A 19,071-nucleotide genomic window follows, 5' to 3' on the forward strand; every position below is an offset into this window, starting at 1 on the left:
GTCCTTCATCTCCCAATAAGCTCAACCAATCCTGAGCCCATTATAGCAGAATATATCAGAAAAAGTGACATACTAACATTAACCAGTTTTTGATACTTCATCAAGATTTCTTTAAAAATCGCCCCGAAAAGCACCCAGGTGACAAATGCTAAAAAGCCAATAGCAGTAATAATCGCAATAAATATTGTTAGTACATGGGGGTCAGTGTAGTAGGGCATAACAAAACCGGGGATTACCGTCATTGTAAACAACACTACCTTGGGATTTACAAACTGCATGATAAAGCCCGACCTAAACGTGGCAACTTGTTTTTCAGTTGCCTCTGATGTATCCATTTTGTATATCTGATATGCCAAATACAAAATATAAAGGGTTCCTATTATCTGCATGCCAATCAATAGTTTCGGTATTATGGACACAAGCAGGGTATTTAATATGGCCGACATGGCAAGTAAGGCCCCAAAGGCAATTGTTGCTCCATACGAGAATTCCAGAGCTTTTTTTATGCCAAGCCCCTGTACCGTAGACAATATAACAATATTGGTAGGTCCAGGTGTAAATGTTACAATAACGCAGTATATCAAAAAAGATGTAATGTTCATGCTATAAGCTCCTTGGAGTTAATATCATAAATTATACATCAGGAAAAATAGAGCATATAGTACATTATTGCAAGGCTGTAAATTAATCAAATATCAGGCCGGACAAAATGCACTTAAGAAAAATGCCCGCTACCTTCCGGCAGCAGGCGTTAATATAATCTCGCTGTAGTAGCTCTCCACGATAGACGTCTCATTCAGGGCAATGAGCTGTTGAATCATTGCTGGGGCATTCTGATATAAATATTGATTGCCTGTACGGGAAGTGCCCAGGACAGTCTCTCTGTGCCATCCTGATAGCTCTTTTGCCGCGGGGCAACGATTTTATAAAAACTTTTTTCTGCATTAAATTCAAGGTCGCATTATGAATCAAGAATTACCTTTTCGTCTGACGTACTCAATGGCTTCCTTGCCCGTTATGTGCTCGACGTCAATTGCAATAAGATAAGATTGCGCACATCCGGTTATTTCCTGATGTTTTGCTTCTTCAGGTTGATCTCCTGAATACTTTTCAACTAAAGCCGCAAAAGCTGCCAGCCATTCATCACCTTCTGCAATTCTTGCTTTACCAAAGGCAATAACGCTGCGGAAATAAGTAGTATATTTTTCACTTGCTATCGTATCCTCATCAATTACTGAAAAAGATACCTTAGGGTTGTTCATAATCGCATCGATTTTATGTCCGGCTTTAGCTGAATGAAAATAGATTTTGCCATTGAAATAGACATAGCTAAGGGGAACTGCGTAAGGATAACCTTCATCACCTAAGCACGCTAGGACACCATTTGTACACCTGTCCATTACTGCTACAAGGTCTTCCATTGATAATAATTGCTTACCTCTTCTCATTTTTCTAAACATTAGTTATTTCCTCGCTTTCATCGCATATTGGCCGGAATTATACCTTTGCTGCTAATGAGTCGGGTCCCTACTTTTTTTCAGCCTTCAGCTTTTTGATAAATTCCAAGCGCTCTTTTATATTTTTTTCAAGCCCTTGAGCGGTAGGCCGATAATACTGACGGTCTTTCAGGTTTTCCGGCAAGCACTGCATATTCGTTACTTTATCCGCAGCCTGATGTGCATATTGATAGCCTTTGCCATAGTTGAGGTTTGCCATTAGCTTAGTTGGCGCATTGCGAAGGTGCAGCGGCACACCTGCCGCCATGGTACTGTTCGCATCCTTTTTCGCACTTTCATAGGCCATATACAGCGCATTGGACTTAGCGGCCACCGAAAGATACACTACTGCCTGCGTTAAATGCACATTGCACTCGGGCATGCCCAAATAATGGACGGCATTATACACGGCGACGGCCATTTCCAAAGCTCTGGGATCGGCCAAGCCCACATCTTCTGAGGCAAAGCGAACCAGCCTTCTGGCAATAAACAAGGGCTCTTCCCCTGCTTCCAGCATTCTGGCCAGCCAGTAGACCGCGGCATCTGGATCACTGTTGCGCATGGATTTATGCAAGGCTGAGATAAGATTGTAGTGTTCTTCCCCGTTTTTATCATACAATAATGTCTTCTTTTGCATGCAGTCTTCCACGATATCTTTACTGATTATTGTAGCATCCCCCTGCTTGTCACCACTCATCACCGCCATTTCCAGCACGTTAAGCGCGGTTCTGGCATCGCCATTGGAATATACGGCAATGAGTTCCAGCAGGTCTTCGGCAATCTCAATCGCTTGGCCACCAAAGCCTCTCTGGTCCTGCAACGCATACTTTAATAGTTTGATAATATCTTCTGGTTGCAAAGAATACAGGACAAACACTCTACTGCGCGAGAGCAAGGCGGCGTTAACCTCAAATGAAGGGTTTTCGGTGGTAGCGCCAATGAGAATAATGTTGCCTTTCTCCACGTGAGGAAGAAAAGCATCCTGCTGTGCTTTGTTAAAACGGTGAATTTCATCCACAAAAATTACGGTCCGCTCCCCCATCCGTCTGCTCTGTTCCGCTTTTGCCATGATCTCCTTAATTTCTTTGATACCGGCGGTTACGGCGCTGAAGGTGATAAACCTGGCGTTGGTAATATTGGCGATAATCATTGCGAGGGTGGTTTTGCCGACACCAGGCGGCCCCCACAGAATCATTGAAGTCATATTATCGGCTTCGATGATTTGTCTGAGCACCTTGCCTTTGCCCAGGATATGTGCCTGCCCAATATATTCTTCCAGGGTTCTTGGTCTTATTCTGTCGGCCAAGGGGGCCTTATGCATATTTTCAAAAAAAGTACCTTGCACATAATCCATTCATTTCACCTGATTTCTTTAAAGCAGTACATATGTTCTATCATATATATATTATCACTCAATTACCAATTTATTCAATGGGTAACGTCAAAGAATAAATCCAAATATCAGGAGAATGGGCTTCTGGCTGTGCTGATGATTATAGCCAATACCCATAAATACATTAGTGATGATTGCGGGTATCGTAATATCATTTCGCTATTTCACAAACACGGTATTATCGCAGACAAGCAAAATAGGCTTATTGTTTACATAGACCATATACTCCCCGAACATCTTTCTGTACCGGATTTCTCCCGCACCGGCGATTCTGGTCGCAGACATATTCTACAAAATCAAGCGTACAGGCCATCCTTTACTCCTCGTCAAACGCGGCCACCGCAATAGGCAGCGCCTGTACCACAATATTCCCAGTTGCGGGCAGCCCCACCAAAACGGCGCTGATGATTTCCTCCCGGGTCGCGCCCAGAGACTTTGCCATTTTCACATGAAAAGGCAGGCCGCCCTCAAGGCGGACTGCGGCCAGCACCGCAATATAGGCGAGTTCTTCGGTCTTTTTGTCAAGAGCGCTTGCTTTATCCAGTGTCTGCACAAACTCCATCCAGGCGTCCTGTACTCTTGGAGCCTCTTTGGCAAAGGCTTCAAAGGCTTTGCTTACCTTCATGGTTTTTCCCTACCTTCTGTTTACTTATTTCTTGAATTAGCATCTGAATTTTCCGTTCTTATGCAGCCTGATACCAACCTTACTTTATATAGTTAATATTACATTATTATTATACCGTAATGTGTATTCAAAATAAAATAAACTAAGCACAAAATAGTTTACAAGGAAACCATTTTGCGCTACAATAATATTGTTTCCTAGGAAATCATTTGCAATATAAGGAGAGATGTTTAATGAAAATTGATCTGTCAGTTACTGTTACTGAAGAAATTCTAAATTTAATGTCAAGTGTGACTGGTGCCGGTAAAATACCCCCTGTGGTTCAATTCGGCCATATCGGCACCCACTTCGACGTTATGAACAAAAAATTTCCGCTGGAGAATACCGAAAGAAGAGGAATACTGTTTGATGTCAGCCACGTGCAAGAAAGAGAAATTGAAGCAGGCGATATCAATAGGGACGAAATCGCTGAACATGATTTTGTTATGTTTTATACGGGGTGCTTAAAAGAAAACAAGTTTGGCACGCCTGCCTATCTCCAAACTAGACTCGAATTGTCAGATGCGCTAATAACCGATCTTGTAAATAAAAAGGTAAGCATGATTGGGATTGATTTCCCAGGTATTCGCAAGCCGGCTGAACATCCCCGGGCTGACCAGTATTGTGCTGATCATGGAGTCTTTGTTATTGAAAATCTGGCAAATCTGGATGCATTGCTTGCAGCGGCCAAAGGCCAGCCGTTTTTAGTGCATACTTATCCGGTCAATTATGAAGGACTGACAGGTCTCCCCTGCAGGGTTGTTGCCGAAGTGTAGTCCCTGCGGGGGCAGAACGCCGCATCGGAACCCTAATGTTTTCTTCCTTGGTCTGCGAGTACCCTATTTCCCCACAGCCCATGAACCCAGGCCCGGCCTGGATTACGGGCTGTGTTTTCTTTTCAGCCGAATGCAACACGCCAGCGTGAAAAGTCATTGGCAACAACGCAACAGGCTGAACGCCCTGGTCTCATAGCCCGCTCCGTCTCAAACGCTCAGCTGCAGCCCGCTTAAATCACAATAAAGAAAAATGCCCACAACCCTAATGATTTCAAGGATTGATGGGCATTTTAGTTTATTCAGGCTGCATCATATTATTATTTTCTGCAAAGGCATCCGCAGGCTCACCGGCCGGGGATAATGGCTGACATACCCCACGCGCAGCAATAATTGTATATCGCCGCTACTACCTAAGGCTGACGGAAGCGCTGCAGCAGTCGCTGCTTCTTCTATCGCCTGGGTCATCGGATGCAGGCCAATGTTCCGCGCCCTCAGCCTAAGCCAGATTCGCTGCAAATTTCGCCCGGTCCGAATCAGTTCAGCTACAGTTGCATTTTTACTGGCAAGCACCAGCCAGCCACTGCCGGCCGCAGCTTGTTCCTTTACCTTCTGAATAGTTGCTTCCCTGAATTCTTGCTTTAACACCGATTCATAGGTATAAAAATTTTTCACATACCAGCGTGATAGCCCTTCAATTTCCATGGTCTCCGGCGTTAATCCATTCCCATACCGCCGGCTGTCTTGATTTGACCAGCGAATCCATCCCGCCAGTTCCTGCTGAGCAGAATCACGGTAGGCTTGTATTTCATTCGCTGAAATAGTGGCTTCCTCCAGAATCTTACTTTCCCGGGAGCCTCTTGGATAATAAAAGCCATCCGGATACCCCGGCGTAAGCAATTGAGTATCCTCATTCGATAATTCTTTGGTCAGAAGAGTACTTCGCAACGTCCGGCGCAATTCCATTTGCTGGATGAGAGAATGGTCAGAATAACCTGTTTTATGCAATTTTACAGCGGCGATCTCTTGCGCTTTTGTGCTTTGGGCCAGGATTTGTATTTCGGCTTCATATCCTTGGCTGCTTGCCGCTGTTGCCAGGTTTTCCAAAAAAGCGCCTATGGAAATCATCATTTCCCGGTTTTCGGGATCAACGGCAGGCAGCCACCGTCTGCTATCTGTGCCAACAATCCAATGGCGGCCGGTAATGACCTTTACGGTCCAGGGCTGCGCATTATGCCCGCTGGGAGCTAAGGCAGCATAGTATAATATATTAGCCATCTCCGGTTCCATTATCATTGCCAAAGCAGCAGGGTTCTCCCGCTCCACGGTCTGCAGTTGATCCAGTGAAGGAAACAGCGAAAAACCACCTGCCATGATAAGGGCACTGCCACTGTAGGTAATAAATTGTCGCCTGTTCATCATTCTGCCTCCTAAGCCGGAATGTGCAGCGTTAGAGTCTCGCTTCCTCGTTTTGATTGATTTTTTCTGCTGCCGCCGTGGCCGCTCTGTGTACAGCTTCCCATACTGTCGGCTTTTTCCCGACGGAAGTATAAGGTATGTACGTTTTGTTTATCCCTGTTCCAGCTACCTCTGCAGTTAAAATGTACTGCCTCTTTGCAGCATCATACAAGCAAATTCTGAGCGTGGCTTCCGACTTGATCGCCTTATAAAATAAGATATCGCTAAAATCAGATTTAATTGGCAATATTTCTACCACTAATATCTGATTGGACCCGGAACGATTGGCCAGTTCCAACAACTCGTCGGCTTCGGCCCAATTGATTTTATTAGTCTCATTGTTTGTATTTTGATTTTTACTTTCGCTCGCTTGGTTCACTGGACTATGTAACTGTTTTCGTATTTGTGAAAATACTGCAGCCTTAAGCTGAGTACCATAGGCTTCTTTGGAACTATCCGTAACAATCAAAAAGATTCCCGGCGTTTGCCGCTCTTCATACTCGTTGGCATAACAGCCAACCGCTGCTCCAGCACTAAGCATCAGCACGATCACAGCATAAACAAGACACTTTACTATTTTCATAAGTTCCTCCTTAAAATTTTATATAATTAGTTTTAATAAACTAACCATGTGTTTTATTTAAACCCGCTTACTAGCGGGTAATATTGTTTGTCACTTTATTTAAAAGGAATGCAAATGTCGCTTGCTCCTCTTCGTTCAACATGGCTAAAATTGAGGCAGCGAATTGACGGTAGCCCTTGTTTTCCAGCTCAATTAGCTCCTTGCCTTGTTCAGTCAAACTCACGTACACTACCCGCAAATCGTCTTTTGACGCAAGCTTTTCAATAAATCCGCTTTGTAAAAGTTTATTGACCGTCACCGTAACTGTCGATTTTTGTACGCCAAATATTTCGGCAAGCTCAGTAATGGTAACATTCGCTCGTTCCTTTATTACATGCAGATAATGCAACTGGGTTATCGACAGATTAAACAGTTCTTTCGAGCTCTGCTTGTCTTCTTTATATTTGCGCATGCTTGCGCGCATTGATTCTGATATGATATTGATCGCTTTAACGATGACTTCCTCTTGCTGCATACTGATTATACCCTTCTTTTAATTAGTTTTATATAACTAATATAATACCATGTTTATTTATTGTCAAGCGCAAATTACCGTTTAAAAATCACACAACGCATCGAAAAATTATATAACCAATTGCGCCCAAGTGAAACTCCTGGTCCAGTCGCCTAAACGATCAAACAGCGGGACAAAGATATCGGTAAATGCAATGCCAATGCCGACGCCACTGTAAAGATATCCTGCCCAAGCACTCCGCCCTTGGCCTAAAGTAACACTTGAGGCAACAACGAATAAAATCGCGCTATGGGTTATGTGAAAATCACGGTTTATGCACGCGAGCGTCTTCAAGTCCCAGAAACACACCGCAAAGTGATGCATACTTATGATCATGCTGATGAGAGGCGGGCAATCGGTCCTCTTTACATCATTCACTTTTTCCTTTATGCCCGCCCACATAATCCGCCCGTTCAAGGAAGGTTCCACCAGCCAGCGACCCGGCATAAAAGATCGTTTTTTTGCCAAAGCGCTGCCGGAGATCGTCTACTACTCTATCGATCGCATGGTTCTTTTCTTCTCCGGCAAAAAACAGTTCCAACTGCTCAAGTCCTTGTGACACGATTTTCCCAGCCGTAATATTTACCGATCGTACCGGTTCACCTTGCCACCGCTTACTAAATTCCTGGCGGGCCGCTTCACTAATGATATCGGTTGCGTGTTCCGGGCGGATCAGCTTAATTCGTGCAGTAAAACCCAGCTTAAAATTCCTGTCCGAGTATCCTATCCCCAAATATACCTCTTGACATTTTTCCTGGTGCTTACGCAGCCTAGCGCATACATCTCCCACCATTTCCTTGATGATCATGAGAATTTCTGCTTTTACATAATAATCCCGCATTAATATCTGGTTTTTACTATAGGATTTACTTTTCGGCCGTTCCTTCCGGCTAATGATGCTGGCATCCAAGCCCCATGCGTGGTAATATAACTGCAACCCCATTACGCCTAGGGTTTTCTGCAACCACACTGGGTTGGCGTGAGCCAGCCCCTCAATCGTATAAATTCCCATTCGCTTGAGTTTCTCATCATAGCCTCTGGCTATACCCCAAAACGCAGTCAGCGGCTGTATTTTCCATACTGTTTCCGGCACCATCTCATACGTCCATTTTGCCATCCACGGCGGACGCTGTTTGGCTTCATTATCCAGTGCCAGTTTTGCCAACAGCGGATTATCGCCAATGCCTATAGTCACAATAAGACCCAACTCAGCCTTCACCGTCTTTAAGATGGCTTCCGCAATCGCCTCTGCCGGTCCGAACAAATTGTGCGATGCGGTAACATCCAATAGGGACTCATCAATGCTATAAATATGTAGATCCTCATCTGTTACGAAACGGCGGAATATGTTCTGTATGGCCTGGTTTATATCGATATATAGCGCCATATTTGGCTCCACTACCATAATCGGCGAACGCTGGGGAATTTCAAAGAGTCGATTTCCGGTCTTGATATTATATTCCAATTTAACCCTCGGGCTGCTGGCCAGTACGATCGCCCCGGTTCTCCTCACATCCGATACTACAGCAATATAGGCTTCCAGCGGGTCAAGCCCCCGCCGCACCGCCTCTACGGACGCAAAGAATGATTTTACGTCGATGCACAATACGCTCCTGCGGGGAAAACGGGAAAAATCAACGAGCCCCATCGCTTTTGCTTTCTTTCTCTTTCATCTGTTCGTTGTGCTCAGACAGAAGCATTCCCGCCCACTTTACCATACACCGGTCGACATAAGCTATCCGAGCCATCTGCTGGTAAATAGGGATACTTAGTAAATCTATCGTATGTTCCCTCATCACTATCCACCTCCATTTACATAATACCAGAACGTATGTTCCGTGTAAATATCGATAGACTTGGTAATTTCTGCTAACATGAATGGAAAGAAAGCCAACTGGTCAGCAAGTTGACCGCACCTGTTCCTTGGGGTTCCTATTTGGTTTCCGCCGGAGCCCCCTGCAGGCGTGGCAAAACTAGATTTTGCGGCACTACGCTCTATGAGCCGCTTCCTAAGCAAATGGCGAGTTTGCGCCAAAACGTTTCATTGAGAATGCGGAAGGTCTTTTGCAGCCGTATACGGAAGAAGAACAGATCGCTTTAATGAAAAAACACTGCGATAAAATTAATTCCGCCGAAGTTGTCTGTTATTGTGTTGCCTGTACCAAAAGCATCAATCTTGGCGGGAAAAAGGGCATTCACTTGTTAGATCTCATGTTTGGATTAGAGCCTGAATAATGGTACAATGTTCTTGAAGCGTTTTATCAGGAGGACGGTACAATGGTTTATAGAAACGCCACGATTGAGGATATACCTGCTATCATGCAGTTACAGAAAAAATATCACATTGCAACTATCAGTGAAAACGACATATACCATATTTTTTGCAGCCCGTGAACCCAGGCATCACCTGGCCTCACGGGCTGTGTTTTCTTTGATAAGTATTCGGAAAGAGAGCTGATTTTAAAAATGAATGCTCCTTTGTATGAACAACTGCCGATCAATAATACAATCCACATAGAGCGGCTTCTCCGGCGAAAGTGAGATGGCGCGAGACACCACTTTGATTTTGAAATTTAATGCACCATTGCGCTATTTACTTAATAATTTATCAGAAAACAGGCACTGTCCACTAAAAATCTGGACAGTGCCCGTAAAACACTTCATTGTATCTTTAAATGCGGTGCTCCAAACCAAAAACAAAATTGCGTTTAGCCATCGGATAAGCCAAACCATTCCCCCAAGTAGTTCCACTTTTTATCGAATAGGATTGATTTGTTAAATTATAGCCTTTTAAATACAACTTGGTTTCGGGTTTCATTTGATAATTAACAGTCATATCAAGAACGGCATAATGGCTGCCGCCAAAAGATTCTGCGTCCCGGCCGCTGGCAGACCGCAATGTTACCCCTGCATCCCACTGCTCCTGCGTATATTGAACATTAAGACGGTAGCCGTTGGGCTGGCTGTTGTCTTTGTCATTCGTAAACCCAGTTGCCCCTGTCTTTACATCTTTGTTCTCCACTTTTATATAGGAATAACCGGCAGCTACGGTCCATTGATCCGATAATTTATGAGCTAAAGTTAAATCCAAGCCCCGTCGTTTCTGCTCATCTATATTATAGGCAAATCCTGGTTGGTTCGTATAGTCATAAGCAATAGCGTCCTCCACCCGGCTTTTAAAGACACTTAACTGCAAATTTGTATTCCGATCAAATTCTCTATTCATACCAAGTGTGATGGTATCCCCTGTCTCCGGACGGAGGTCAGGATTTCCCACAAACCAGGGGGCATTACTGAATAAATCTTCTACTGTCGGCGATTTTACAAATTGTCCCCAAGAGGCAAACACATTTGTTTTTTTATTCAATTTGCGATTTGCCGTTACACGCGAGGTAACATGATTGCCGATGATACTGTGATCATCATAACGCGACCCTAATGTCACTGTCCAGTCATGGGGTAATTTCCAATTATCTTCCAGATAAATTGCTTTTGTGGTATAAGAATCATCAATAACTTGACTAACGTACTCATAATCGTTCTGCCGCCAGTCAGCTCCACTGACTAAAGTATGCTGGTCATTTAACTGCATTCTCTGCTGCCATTCCATGCCGACGGCACTGCGATGAACTTTGTAACCAATTGTAGATCCATCACGAGAAGTTTCATCATCGGAACTATGGCGATAAACCCTGAAAAAGCCATCTTTGCTTAAGTTATACGTTAAGGCAACATTACTATCCCGCGAACTTTTGTAGCCATAGGGATAATATTGAGGATATCCAGGGGCCTTCATACTGGAACCGCTATCCTTATCCACATAATTAACCTGCAATGATAAGGATTTTTCGTTATCTAATTCTTTGTCTAAGCGAAAATTAAGTGAATCCTGCTCTCCATAGGTTTGGGCAAATTCTTTAATATGCCCATCTTTATCTTTATATTTATAATTATCCTGTTTTTTTCTTTCTGCCGTAATAAAATAACTAAAACCATTGTCCAATTTATTTTCATTCGAAAAAGCATAGCGCCTGTGCCCCCAGCTACCGGTTTCGGCCGTTAAGGTAGTATTTTCACCAGTTGTCTTGCGCGTAATGATATTAATAACCCCGCCGACAGCATCGCTGCCATACAAAGAAGAGGACGGGCCGCGTACGATTTCAACTCGCTCTATATTTTTGACTGGTATATTATCAAGATTATACCCCCCTTTACTGCCTGCCATGACAATCTGGTCCCAATTCATCCTACGGCCATCCACCAGGATCAGCACCCGCTTATCCCCATTTAGAATAGGAATAGCACCGCCGCCGCCCTCCTCAACAGCAATATTAACCTTTCTCAACATTTCCGGTACGCTGGAATAATTTCCCCTGTCGATTTCTTCCCGATTAATGACCGTCACATTGGCCGCCACTTCTGTTGCTTTGACCGGCATCCGATTGGCTGTAATGACATACTCATCAAAACTGAATTCTTCCTGTACAGACTCCTCGGCCGCAACTTGTCCGGCCAGGCCGAATAGAAGAGCGCCGCTAATCAGCGAGCATAAAATTTTATGCTTTTTCTGTTTCAAACTATTTCCTCCCAATTGTAACGCAATGTGTCTTTTACCTGTGTTTACGTAATAATATGTAATGATTTCACAAACTTCCTATTAAAATACCTGAAGTTTACACTCCTTTCCTATTTTTCTCTGTCTCTGCTGCCGCTAAGCCGGTCCCCGACAGGACCGGTGGTTTACGTTTGACGAGTAGCATTAGAGAAATTATAATAATTTCACACAATAAGCTGACTGAATCAGTCAGCTTATTGTAATTGATATTGATTATCACAATCAATATCAATTACAATAATAAGCTCCCAACTTTTTTAAGTCAATAGATTATTTAAACTTCGCGAAAGAATCGAAACTCGCCTTACCGGCGGTTTCGAACAACTTCGCCTTGTGTTCCGGTGCATTGATCTGCAGTGCTCATCGCCCGCTGCGCATGTGTAAAGGGCGCTATACTACTGTAGGAAGACAGAAAGAGGCTAAATCGGAGGTCAATACAGTTGAACTACGATTTAGCCTTTTATTTTCTTTACTTTATAAGCTAGTACCTTGTCAGCCCTAATTCAGTGAATATTGACGGTCTATTTTCCGCAACTCTGCGTTGTCGTCAGTCGGCATACGTCCGGTATGCCTCCTTCCTCCGCCTTGATTTGCGAAAAATAGCCTCGCCATTATTCTACTGTTTTAGAGCTGGCAAGGTACTAGTGTTTTCTAGCTACATCCGGGGAAAGATATTCCATATTTTTCCACAGCCCTTGAACCCACTCCCCGCCTGGCTTCAAGGGCTGTGTTTTCTTTTCAGCCAAACTGTATATTCACGTGTACATAGATAATTCGGTCAGCCTGCATACGGACAAACGTCTCCAGGACTATCTTCCGTTATCTTTGCCATTCTTATTGTATCATCTTATTCAGGGACAACGCACCTGTCCGCTTGCCCTTTCCCACAATAGCTAATCCCCGTGAGCTGGGCAGCAGTATCCTGTCAGTCTATCTAACCAGGTGAGCGGGGAGTAGTTTATTTCTTCCCTGGGGTCGGTTGTGAGGATATTAGTTAAACAGTCGCTGCAAATTTTTTTGCCAGCTGCAGCAATCAGTTTCTCCGGGATGCCGCTTTCCTGCAGGCGGGTATAGCGGTCTTTAGCAGCAACATGCTGAAGCCCGACGGCTTCGCTGCTGGCCACAACGAGACCGGCTGCTTTATCAGAGTCAGAATTAACGATTACGGTATATGATTTTTGCATTTTTTTTGCAAGTAGCTGATATTTGCCAATGAAGTGGTTATCAAGGCTGCCGTTGATGATTAACTTATCGAACTTCTCATGTTCCAGCGCCTGCTTGATTTCCGGATATAGGGCTGCCTCTTTCGCCTGTTTTTGTGTGAGGTAAGCAATTACCTGCTCCCTAAAGACGCCTAAATAGTCACGTTTTTCCTCTCTTTTTATCTCGGGCGCGCCATGCAGCCCAGCAATGACAGTTTGCTCCAAGGAGTCTTTCTGATTCCAAACCTGAGCAATGTCACGCGTTTTATCCATTAATCATGCACCTCGCACCTCTTTTTGTATTGCCGGTTATCAGCTGCCTCATCATTTTTAGCTGTTCCTGTATGCGGCAGACCTGACCCACCAGGTCATCAGGGCGGTATCATCGGCGGTCGTCACATAGATCAGTCCGTCGATCTTTGGATCGTCAAAAAAGTTATAGCCTGCTCTCAGCAGCTTGCTGGCGAAGGTCCAGGGGAGAGGCTGGCAGCAACATCAGAAAGTGGAAATAAATTCCCCGGTTGCCACATTGTAAGTAACAGATATTGCCTGCCAAGTACTCTCATTCTGGGTAACCGTAACGTTGCCGTTGAAAACACACAATTTTGTTTTCCAGTCGAATTCTACCCTATCTGCAATGACCGTAAGTCCGGTCCGCCGGAAGGTCAAATCACCTTCAATCACGGCCTTGTTCTGAGAACCGAACACATGCACACTGTCTGCCTCCAGGTAAATGTCTCCCTGAGTAAGAGTGATGCCGCCCATGCCCCAGACTTCTAACGAACTTAGGCTCACCTTGGCCTGTTCGGCTGTTATGATTCGATCTCTTACCTGTATATAAACATTACCGCGCAGAACATACAGACCGGTATTGATGTCATAATAGGTCTTGTCAGCCTTGATTACTGGTTTGGTAGGCGCAGCTGCGACTATGCCCGTGAAAACGAAAATCAGTACCAAAATCCCCCAAAAAACCCTTCTATATTTCATAAATATTGCCCAAATGTCTGGCTCAACGTGCCGCCGGTGAAGATCGTATATTCCAGATGTCGGCGGCATTCCCCCTGACAGTCCTTTTCCAAAGATAATCTCGAGTCTACGGTAACTGGTATGCCGTAAACTGTCTTATTCATTTCAGCCTCTCCCTGTCATTTGTCATAATATGACTTAGTTAAGTCAGTTATAGGTAAAAATATGGTTAATTTTTAAAACTAAGACTGCCCTTTGCGGCCCCCAGCGCCGCCTCGACAAGCTTTTGTGTTATTTCCAGTCGTGCTTCCAGCCTTGCCGCAGCACCTTTTTTGTATAGCGAATCTATCAATACTCGAATATTTCCAAGAACAAATTCCACAGTTTCTTCAGGATAGGTAATGTTGAAATACCCTTGTTCGATCCCTTCGTCAATGATGTTTTTCACTAAGGGAGAAAACCGTTCGCTGTATTGGCGGGCAAACTTGTCTGATATGTGTAGGTTTTGTTCGCTAAACAAGCACGCGAAAATCAAATCATCATGGCCGCAAATGCCTTTAAGGAGTTTATGCACGATCAGGTCCAATTTACGGGGAGCATCTATATCGTTTGCGGCGGCAATGTCCTCGTTTTCAGCGAGAAGCCGATCCGCCTTTCGCCGGACGATTGCTTCTAAGACTTCTTCTTTAGCCTTGAAATAATAATAAAAGGTCCCTTGGGATACGCCTATAGCTTTGACGATGTCGCTTATTTGTGTTTCCTGGTAACCGTGTGCATTGAAAAGATCTTCGGCAGCATCAATTATTTCGACCATACGAATTTGAGGATCTTTAGTAATTCGTGACATCCAATATCACTACTTTCATTGACTTATCTAAGTCAGATTATATTTGGCTGTGTCTATATTTGTCAAGGAATAATTTGGCTGCGATAATTAGTTTCTAGAGTTATAATCTGGCGGAGGATAGATGTAGCAGCATTTTTCAATTCATTGATGTAGAAATCCGAGCTAGATAGTAAGCGTCCCACAAGAAGGTGTAGAGAAAAAAAGCAAAACCTGCTGTACACTCATGTACAAGTTTTGCTAGAATTGCATTTCAACTGAATATCTGAATTCCATGGAAGATATTGATCCAGTATTTCCGGAACTGCCGAAACGGTAGCCCGGGCAAATCCGCCAAGATAAACTTCAAACTAGCGCTGTTCTTTCGTTCTGCGGCGGCGAGGCTGTAATGCCTTCTCTTTCTCAAACAATGTATTGTGAAAAGCAAGGCCCTTGGCTGCTAAGTCGCTTCCGCGACTCGGTATCCTTGGGCAATGCATCCCCAAATTTCCTGCGCATATGGTTCCAGCCTGTTTTCGATCATAAACCGTACAACCAGTCCTTATGCACGCATAGTTGCAATTAGCCGCTTGGGCTGTAATAACAGTCTAATAGCATCCGTAGGAGACTGTACTACAATGTTTGCCGCTGCCAGTGCGCCGGTGCTAACGCCCTCTGGTCCCAGCACGCAAATTTTCAACCCTGCAATGAAAAACATGGGCTGGTCGTTGATGCCATTGCCGACAACGACGGTATGCTCAGCGCCCCACGCCTGGATACACCGAGCTTTTTCCGTCCCATCCTGATCTGCTGCTAATATAATCAGCTCTACACCTGGCACAGTCGCTAACTCTTGGCGCGCCAGACCGAAGGTGTCCGCCGTAATCACCGCCACATGCACCTTGGCTGCCAGTTCGGCTAGCAGTTGCCGCACCCCGTCGGACATACGCCCGTCCTCAGCCAACGTCCCGTTGTAATCAAATACCACATGGTGGAATTCATATTGTCTACCATTGGGCAACTGTACTGAAATCATTGTCTTCACTCTCCCTTATTCCGATAATTGTTAACTACTAAAATAATCTGGCGATCCCTACCGTGCCGTTGAGCCAATTGCTCCGCTGACAGCACCAAAATTACTTCCAGCAACTTGTTCACCGCACTTATAGCGATCGCCTTCTATATTTTAGCGTTTCGGTGGCTTGCGACCGTATTTGATAACCTCCACCTCATCAATCGTGACCATACCTTCTTCCAGCATCTCATCCAAGAACGGCAACAGCTTAACAATATACTCTTCGCTGTCGATGAGTTCCACCAAGATGGGTAAATCACTAGATAAATCCACAATACTGGCCGTATGAATCCGGCTGTTGGCCCCATAGCCCACAATGCCGCGAAACACCGATGCCCCCGCCATATCCAGTTCTTTAGCCTTTTCCACAATAGCGTGATATAAGGACCGCCGCTTCCAGTGGTCGCTTTCTCCGATATAAATCCGTAATCGTTTAGCTTGACTTGCAATTTTGGGCACAGAGATTCCTCCTTTGACTTAATATACTATTTAGTATTTATTGACCCACAAGACGCGCGCTATAAACCAGCGTGATAGCATGCGCAATCAGCTGAAACATGGTCGCACCCGCTGCCATTACGCCGGACAGTCCTGTCCGCTCCTGCCATGTTCCAGGTCGTTTCTTGCCAATCTTCTCCATTAATAAAAGGGCCAAATATACTGTCACGGCAAAAAAATAAATTAAATAGATACTCCAGCACAATTAGCAGCACGCTACTCTCCCTTCAGCTAGCTTTACGGCCCCAGGCACACGCGGCGCTCCATTTATGGTCAGCTGACCCGCCCCCGCCTTGCACCGGCGGCAAGTCGGCCGCTAGCCCGTGAATGCAATATTGGAGAATAGTTGCAATAACGAAAAACCTACCGCCCATCTTATGGCTAGATCAGCCCGTCGCGCTCTAGTGTCCTTATTACGTTTGCCCATCTCTTCTAACATGACCAGTACACAATAAACTGTACCAGCGTACATCAGCGTATTCAGTAGAAACAAAACCCAAACCATGATCCACCACACTCCTGACTCTCAGCCGGATTCCCTTTCAAGATTCCGTCTGCAGAGAAACTCCCTGCTCCCCGCCATAGGCAGCCACTTGCGCCAAGAGTGGCCGGTACTGTTTCTCCCCATCTGCGTACCATTTTTTGTTCCATTTGCGACCACCTCCTTAGATTGACCTTTGGCCAATAGTATTGGGGAAGGTAGAAGTAGTGTGGCCGTGTGTTCCTGAAATCCCTTCCAGTCGTTTTCCGCCAAACCATCTTCCGGCAATCTTACTGCTCATGGTTATTCCCCCTTTGCCTCTTCCTGGATTATTTATATTCAAAGCTTATTGCTAAGCTAGCAACGGCCGATAAAAAAACAGACTCCTACCACGTAAGTGGTAGGAGTCATCACCGTTTGGCACGGGGTTATGGCGAACTCCATCGCCGCTATTTAAATATGGCTTTATTATACCAGCCCATTGGATTTAGCGTCAATAGGAACCACCTGCTGTACAGCAAATTCTTTTACCGGGAAATTCATGATGATCTTTGCTAGTATCTGTCCGGCCGGATGGCAAATTCCTCCCGAGTGCTGTCCAATATCCGTTCTAGTTTTCCACGCGGGTTAATTACATTGCAGCAGATACCCTGCTTGGCATAGCCAAACGCTATGCTTTTTGTCAATCCGATCACGCCAGCTTTTGCGGCCGTATAGCTGGAACCGTGATTTCCCCGGACGGCGGCATACGAACCAATATTGACGATAGCGCCGCACCCGCCTTTAATCATGGTGGGAATAGCCTCTGTTGGCGTTAACCGCTCTCCCTTACCAAAAAGATCCTCCCCAAGCTCCTCCCCACCAGCTGCTTTCTTTGACGACATTGGTGGTGGGAACTAAATTCTGAAATTTTCCGCCAATGTAATTAGGTGAACTTTGGACTCTTTCCAGGCGGACACCTTGAGGCAATGTCCCAAACTTAGGATGCTGAAGATACAGACCTTATCAAGTTTTCTGTTATTTGCTTGAATCTTTCATTGCGTTGTACAATTTTTCTGTGAATGCGTCAATTTCATCTCGTGACATACGCATCCGCTCTATGGAATTGCCATATCCAATTTCCGTTTTGCCTTCTTCTAATCCCTTGAAAATGCCGTTTGCGAAGGCATCTAACGGCTCCATATGTGCGTTTAGCCACGTCCCGTTTAAATCCGTTTTTACTGCCGGTGGAGCCACTTCGATCACTTCTATGGCAGTAGCTGAAAGCTGGTATCTTAGGCTCACGGTAAAAGAATGAAGTGCTGCTTTAGTGGCTGAATAAATCGGAGTAACCGCAAGCGGTGTAAACGCTAGGCCAGACGTCACATTGATAATAGTTGCCTCTTTTTTCTCAGCAAAGAATGGTGCGAACAACATAGAAAGGTGAATAGGCGCTTCCAGATTTGCCGTAATTTCTTTGCTGAAGTAGCCCCAATTATTCTTCGCATCTGCTTTTAACACATTGAAACGCTGTAAAACTCCTGCATTGTTGACTAACACATTTACCTCTGGATAATTCACTGTTACCCAGTCAAATAATGCGGAACGCTCGGATTCTCTCGTCAAATCGCATGTATGGGTAATGATGTCCGGCAAAGTTTCTTTGGCTTTTTGCAGTGCGTCTTCACGGCGTCCGCAAATTATTACTTGATTTCCCCCCTTGATAAAGCGTTCCGCAAAAGCCAGCCCGATTCCGGAACCGCCACCAGTAATGAGTATTGTGTTTCCCGACATTTTCATATAATTTCCACCTTTCATTTAAATTATTTTTAGCTTGTTCTTTTTACCGCTACTGTCAAACCATCCCCTATCGGCAGCAAAGTACTCTCAAATTGCGGACAATCCGCAATTTTTTTATTGAATGTAGCTAATGCCTCACACATCTGGGTCAAATCGCCACAATCAGAGCCAAAATCAAATACAGGGAAGAGCGTATCTTCAGCAACTAGCAGTCCTCCTGGCTTAAGCAATCTAATATAGTCCTCAAGCATTTCGTTATACAGCTTTTTATCACCGACATCCTGGAAAATAAGATCAAACTCTTCGTTCATACCTGAGGTTATTGTGCGTGCCTCACCAATTCTAAGCTCAATCTGCCCGGTTACCCCCTCCCGTTCAAAATGTTTAACCGCTTGTCTAGCCACATCCTCGTCCATTTCAATGGTAACTATTGTACCGCCATAATGTTTAATTGCTTTTGCCATCGAAACAGTTGAAAAACCAATACTTGTGCCAATCTCAAGAACTTTTTGCGGTTTGATTATCGTTATTAAAACTTGCAGCATTCTGGCAACATCGTCATCCACTACCGGCCCAAAACCCTTCAACGCGGTATCCTCAGTATATTGTTTTTGTGTTAATTGTCTTTCCTCATATAAGCTTTCAATATAAGCGCTAACCTTTGCAAAGTTCAATTTTCTGTTCCTCCTTATTAGGTTTTTATGGTTTC

At 44.6% G+C, this 19,071-nt stretch carries 20 protein-coding genes and 1 riboswitch; of the genes, 1 reads left to right on the forward strand and 19 read right to left on the reverse strand.

Annotation, left to right across the window (positions count from 1 at the left end):
• Positions 1-5: 5 nt before the first annotated feature.
• From ACZ481_RS16110 to ACZ481_RS16130, 5 genes are all read right to left on the reverse strand, one after another.
• Positions 6-602: a LysE family translocator gene (locus tag ACZ481_RS16110; RefSeq protein WP_464766370.1), complete on the reverse strand. Its 597-nt coding sequence runs from the start codon at positions 600-602 to the stop codon at positions 6-8.
• A gap of 366 nt (positions 603-968) precedes the next feature.
• Positions 969-1,460: a pyridoxamine 5'-phosphate oxidase family protein gene (locus ACZ481_RS16115; RefSeq protein ID WP_464766371.1), complete on the reverse strand. Its 492-nt coding sequence runs from the start codon at positions 1,458-1,460 to the stop codon at positions 969-971.
• A 67-nt stretch (positions 1,461-1,527) separates the two neighbouring features.
• Positions 1,528-2,850: a replication-associated recombination protein A gene (locus tag ACZ481_RS16120; protein ID WP_464766372.1), complete on the reverse strand. Its 1,323-nt coding sequence runs from the start codon at positions 2,848-2,850 to the stop codon at positions 1,528-1,530.
• A gap of 198 nt (positions 2,851-3,048) precedes the next feature.
• Positions 3,049-3,174 (reverse strand): hypothetical protein, encoded by a 126-nt coding sequence (locus ACZ481_RS16125; RefSeq protein WP_464766373.1) that lies wholly within the window; start codon positions 3,172-3,174, stop codon positions 3,049-3,051.
• 31 nt (positions 3,175-3,205) lie between these two features.
• Positions 3,206-3,514 (reverse strand): carboxymuconolactone decarboxylase family protein, encoded by a 309-nt coding sequence (locus tag ACZ481_RS16130; protein WP_464766374.1) that lies wholly within the window; start codon positions 3,512-3,514, stop codon positions 3,206-3,208.
• Positions 3,515-3,747: 233 nt separating this feature from the next.
• Between ACZ481_RS16130 and ACZ481_RS16135 the strand changes: the two genes are divergently transcribed.
• Positions 3,748-4,329 carry a cyclase family protein gene (locus tag ACZ481_RS16135; protein WP_464766375.1) on the forward strand — a complete coding sequence of 194 codons (582 nt, stop codon included), beginning with the start codon at positions 3,748-3,750 and terminating at the stop codon, positions 4,327-4,329.
• 309 nt (positions 4,330-4,638) lie between these two features.
• Here ACZ481_RS16135 and ACZ481_RS16140 read toward each other — a convergent pair whose 3' ends face one another.
• The 14 genes from ACZ481_RS16140 to ACZ481_RS16205 form a co-directional block, all read right to left on the reverse strand.
• The gene (locus ACZ481_RS16140; protein WP_464766376.1) at positions 4,639-5,748 is read right to left on the reverse strand and encodes an Acg family FMN-binding oxidoreductase; all 1,110 of its coding nucleotides are present in this window, start codon (positions 5,746-5,748) and stop codon (positions 4,639-4,641) included.
• Positions 5,749-5,776: 28 nt separating this feature from the next.
• Positions 5,777-6,367 (reverse strand): hypothetical protein, encoded by a 591-nt coding sequence (locus ACZ481_RS16145; RefSeq protein ID WP_464766377.1) that lies wholly within the window; start codon positions 6,365-6,367, stop codon positions 5,777-5,779.
• A 70-nt stretch (positions 6,368-6,437) separates the two neighbouring features.
• Positions 6,438-6,881 carry a MarR family winged helix-turn-helix transcriptional regulator gene (locus ACZ481_RS16150; protein ID WP_464766378.1) on the reverse strand — a complete coding sequence of 148 codons (444 nt, stop codon included), beginning with the start codon at positions 6,879-6,881 and terminating at the stop codon, positions 6,438-6,440.
• Positions 6,882-7,290: 409 nt separating this feature from the next.
• Positions 7,291-8,568 (reverse strand): Y-family DNA polymerase, encoded by a 1,278-nt coding sequence (locus ACZ481_RS16155; protein ID WP_464766379.1) that lies wholly within the window; start codon positions 8,566-8,568, stop codon positions 7,291-7,293.
• Positions 8,569-9,591: 1,023 nt separating this feature from the next.
• Positions 9,592-11,496, reverse strand: coding sequence for a TonB-dependent receptor plug domain-containing protein (locus ACZ481_RS16160; RefSeq protein ID WP_464766380.1), 1,905 nt, complete (start codon positions 11,494-11,496; stop codon positions 9,592-9,594).
• A 932-nt stretch (positions 11,497-12,428) separates the two neighbouring features.
• Complete coding sequence (locus ACZ481_RS16165) at positions 12,429-13,010, reverse strand: DUF1694 domain-containing protein (RefSeq protein WP_464766381.1); 582 nt, start codon at positions 13,008-13,010, stop codon at positions 12,429-12,431.
• A gap of 222 nt (positions 13,011-13,232) precedes the next feature.
• Complete coding sequence (locus ACZ481_RS16170; protein WP_464766382.1) at positions 13,233-13,727, reverse strand: LptA/OstA family protein; 495 nt, start codon at positions 13,725-13,727, stop codon at positions 13,233-13,235.
• Positions 13,728-13,935: 208 nt separating this feature from the next.
• Positions 13,936-14,553 carry a TetR/AcrR family transcriptional regulator gene (locus tag ACZ481_RS16175; RefSeq protein ID WP_464766383.1) on the reverse strand — a complete coding sequence of 206 codons (618 nt, stop codon included), beginning with the start codon at positions 14,551-14,553 and terminating at the stop codon, positions 13,936-13,938.
• A 538-nt stretch (positions 14,554-15,091) separates the two neighbouring features.
• On the reverse strand, positions 15,092-15,550 hold the full coding sequence (locus tag ACZ481_RS16180; RefSeq protein ID WP_464766384.1) for an HAD family hydrolase: 459 nt from the start codon (positions 15,548-15,550) through the stop codon (positions 15,092-15,094).
• A gap of 165 nt (positions 15,551-15,715) precedes the next feature.
• Positions 15,716-16,063, reverse strand: a complete 348-nt coding sequence (locus ACZ481_RS16185; protein WP_464766385.1) for a DUF190 domain-containing protein — start codon at positions 16,061-16,063, stop codon at positions 15,716-15,718.
• A gap of 37 nt (positions 16,064-16,100) precedes the next feature.
• Positions 16,101-16,307, reverse strand: coding sequence for a hypothetical protein (locus ACZ481_RS16190; RefSeq protein WP_464766386.1), 207 nt, complete (start codon positions 16,305-16,307; stop codon positions 16,101-16,103).
• A gap of 670 nt (positions 16,308-16,977) precedes the next feature.
• A riboswitch (Fluoride riboswitch) is annotated at positions 16,978-17,040 on the reverse strand.
• A gap of 97 nt (positions 17,041-17,137) precedes the next feature.
• Entirely contained in the window at positions 17,138-17,467 is a 330-nt protein-coding gene (locus tag ACZ481_RS16195; RefSeq protein WP_464766387.1) for an SDR family NAD(P)-dependent oxidoreductase, read from the reverse strand.
• A gap of 133 nt (positions 17,468-17,600) precedes the next feature.
• Positions 17,601-18,362, reverse strand: coding sequence for an SDR family oxidoreductase (locus tag ACZ481_RS16200; RefSeq protein WP_464766388.1), 762 nt, complete (start codon positions 18,360-18,362; stop codon positions 17,601-17,603).
• Positions 18,363-18,391: 29 nt separating this feature from the next.
• Complete coding sequence (locus ACZ481_RS16205) at positions 18,392-19,036, reverse strand: O-methyltransferase (protein WP_464766389.1); 645 nt, start codon at positions 19,034-19,036, stop codon at positions 18,392-18,394.
• Between the last annotated feature and the right edge of the window lie 35 nt (positions 19,037-19,071).

It is taken from the genome of Sporomusa intestinalis (assembly GCF_055383785.1).

Excerpts from the sequence above, each read along its gene's own strand:
- ACZ481_RS16110 (WP_464766370.1), bottom strand. The coding sequence starts at position 602 with ATGAACATTACATCTTTTTTGATATACTGCGTTATTGTAACATTTACA.
- ACZ481_RS16115 (WP_464766371.1), bottom strand. The coding sequence starts at position 1,460 with ATGTTTAGAAAAATGAGAAGAGGTAAGCAATTATTATCAATGGAAGAC.
- ACZ481_RS16120 (WP_464766372.1), bottom strand. The coding sequence starts at position 2,850 with ATGGATTATGTGCAAGGTACTTTTTTTGAAAATATGCATAAGGCCCCC.
- ACZ481_RS16125 (WP_464766373.1), bottom strand. The coding sequence starts at position 3,174 with ATGTCTGCGACCAGAATCGCCGGTGCGGGAGAAATCCGGTACAGAAAG.
- ACZ481_RS16130 (WP_464766374.1), bottom strand. The coding sequence starts at position 3,514 with ATGAAGGTAAGCAAAGCCTTTGAAGCCTTTGCCAAAGAGGCTCCAAGA.
- ACZ481_RS16135 (WP_464766375.1), top strand. The coding sequence starts at position 3,748 with ATGAAAATTGATCTGTCAGTTACTGTTACTGAAGAAATTCTAAATTTA.
- ACZ481_RS16140 (WP_464766376.1), bottom strand. The coding sequence starts at position 5,748 with ATGATGAACAGGCGACAATTTATTACCTACAGTGGCAGTGCCCTTATC.
- ACZ481_RS16145 (WP_464766377.1), bottom strand. The coding sequence starts at position 6,367 with ATGAAAATAGTAAAGTGTCTTGTTTATGCTGTGATCGTGCTGATGCTT.
- ACZ481_RS16150 (WP_464766378.1), bottom strand. The coding sequence starts at position 6,881 with ATGCAGCAAGAGGAAGTCATCGTTAAAGCGATCAATATCATATCAGAA.
- ACZ481_RS16155 (WP_464766379.1), bottom strand. The coding sequence starts at position 8,568 with ATGGGGCTCGTTGATTTTTCCCGTTTTCCCCGCAGGAGCGTATTGTGC.
- ACZ481_RS16165 (WP_464766381.1), bottom strand. The coding sequence starts at position 13,010 with ATGGATAAAACGCGTGACATTGCTCAGGTTTGGAATCAGAAAGACTCC.
- ACZ481_RS16170 (WP_464766382.1), bottom strand. The coding sequence starts at position 13,727 with ATGAAATATAGAAGGGTTTTTTGGGGGATTTTGGTACTGATTTTCGTT.
- ACZ481_RS16175 (WP_464766383.1), bottom strand. The coding sequence starts at position 14,553 with ATGTCACGAATTACTAAAGATCCTCAAATTCGTATGGTCGAAATAATT.
- ACZ481_RS16195 (WP_464766387.1), bottom strand. The coding sequence starts at position 17,467 with ATGTCGTCAAAGAAAGCAGCTGGTGGGGAGGAGCTTGGGGAGGATCTT.
- ACZ481_RS16200 (WP_464766388.1), bottom strand. The coding sequence starts at position 18,362 with ATGAAAATGTCGGGAAACACAATACTCATTACTGGTGGCGGTTCCGGA.